Origin of the sequence: Promicromonospora citrea (assembly GCF_013004695.1) — a bacterium.
Taxonomy (GTDB): domain Bacteria; phylum Actinomycetota; class Actinomycetes; order Actinomycetales; family Cellulomonadaceae; genus Promicromonospora; species Promicromonospora citrea.
Window position 1 is genome coordinate 1 of sequence record NZ_JABEMG010000265.1, and the last position, 1,973, is coordinate 1,973.

At 77.8% G+C, this 1,973-nt stretch carries 2 protein-coding genes; both read left to right on the forward strand.

The annotated features are described in order from the left end of the window. On the forward strand, positions 1–504 hold a 504-nt coding region (locus tag HLB15_RS23445), incomplete at its 5' end, for a 5-oxoprolinase subunit C family protein (RefSeq protein WP_171109154.1). Then, positions 501–1,973: acetyl-CoA carboxylase biotin carboxylase subunit (locus tag HLB15_RS23450; RefSeq protein WP_171109156.1), on the forward strand; the 1,473-nt coding region annotated here is incomplete at its 3' end. The genes HLB15_RS23445 and HLB15_RS23450, both read left to right, overlap by 4 nt.

A 1,973-nucleotide genomic window follows, 5' to 3' on the forward strand; every position in this document is an offset into this window, starting at 1 on the left:
CTGCGCCCCGGCGACCTGCTGCCCGTCGGCGCACCCGGGCGCGGCCTGCCCGCCGTCGACCCGCACGCCGCGGACGGCGCGGCCCGCGACCTGCCCGCCCCGGGCGAGACGGTCGTGCTCGACATCGTGCTCGGCCCGCGCGACGACTGGTTCGACCCCGCGACGATCGACCTGCTCACCGGTCAGGAGTGGACGGTGACGCCGCGCTCGAACCGGATCGGCCTGCGGCTCGACGGCGCTCCCCTGCTCCGGCGCCCCGACCGCGAGGGCGCGGAGCTGCCCAGCGAGGGCTGCGTCACGGGAGCGATCCAGGTGCCGCCCGACGGGCTGCCCGTCCTCTTCCTGGCCGACCACCCCCTCACCGGGGGCTACCCGGTCGTCGGCGCCGTCGTCGCCGACCACGTACCGCTCGCGGGGCAGCTCCCCCCGGGCTGCCGCCTCCGCTTCCGGGTGCGGCCCCACGCACCAGCCACCCCCCGCACCACCCCAGGAGGACACCCATGATCCGCACCGTGCTCGTCGCGAACCGGGGCGAGATCGCGGTGCGCGTCGTCCGCGCATGCGCCGATCTGGGCCTCCGCTCGGTCGCCGTGTACGCGGACGGCGATGCCGACGCGCTCCACGTCCGCCTGGCCGACGAGGCGTGGGCCCTGGACGGCCGCACCGCCGCCGAGACCTACCTGTCGGTCGAGAAGCTGCTCGACGTCGCCCGCCGCAGCGGCGCGGACGCGATCCACCCCGGCTACGGCTTCCTCTCCGAGCGGGCCGACGCCGCGCGCGCCGTCGAGGACGCCGGGCTGGTCTGGGTCGGGCCGTCGTCGGCCACGATCGAGCTGCTCGGTGACAAGATCGCCGCGCGCGAGCTCGCCCGGAAGGTCGGCGCGCCCCTCGTGCCCGGCTCCGACGGCCCCGTGCCCGACGCCGCCGCCGCGCTCGCCTTCGCCGAGGAGCACGGCCTGCCCCTGGTGATCAAGGCGGCGCACGGCGGCGGCGGGCGCGGCATGCGCGTGGCCCGCACGCTGGAGGAGGTGCCCGAGCTGTTCGAGGCCGCGCGGCGCGAGGCCGAGGCGGCGTTCGGGCGCGGCGAGTGCTTCGTCGAGCGGTTCCTGGAGCGGCCGCGGCACGTCGAGGCGCAGGTGGTCGCCGACGACCACGGCCACGTCGTCGTCGCGGGCACGCGTGACTGCTCGCTGCAGCGCCGCAACCAGAAGCTCGTCGAGGAGGCGCCGGCGCCCTTCCTCGACGACGCCACCCGCGCGCGCGTCCACACCGCGGCGCGCGACCTGTGCGCGGCGGCGGGCTACCGCGGCGCCGGGACCGTCGAGTTCCTGCTCGGCGCCGACGGCATGCTGTCCTTCCTCGAGGTGAACACCCGCCTGCAGGTCGAGCACCCGGTCACGGAGGAGACCACGGGGCTCGACCTCGTGGCCGAGCAGCTCCGCGTCGCGAGCGGCCTGCCGCTGTCGGTGACGGACGACCCCGCGCCGCGCGGGCACGCCGTCGAGCTGCGGCTCAACGCCGAGGACCCGGCGCGCGGCTTCCTGCCCGGCCCCGGCCGCGTCGAGCGGTTCGTCGCCCCCGGTGGCCCGGGCGTCCGGGTCGACGCGGGCGTCGAGTCCGGGTCGACGGTGCCCGGGGAGTTCGACTCGCTCGTCGCCAAGATCGTCGTCTGGGGCCCCACGCGCGACGTCGCGATCGCGCGCGCCCGGCGGGCAGCCGCCGAGACGGTCGTCGAGGGCGTGCCCACCGTGCTCCCGTTCCACCGCGCCGTGCTCGCCGACCCGGCGTTCGCGGGGCCGCGCCTCGCCGTCCACACCCAGTGGATCGAGACCGAGATGCTGCCCGCGATCGACCCCCAGGCGCTGGCCGCGCCGGCCGCCGACCCGGGGGTCGTGGACACCTGGGTCGAGATCGACGGGCGGCGGCACCGGCTGCGCGCACCGGGCGGGCTGCCGCTCGCGGGCGGGCTGCCG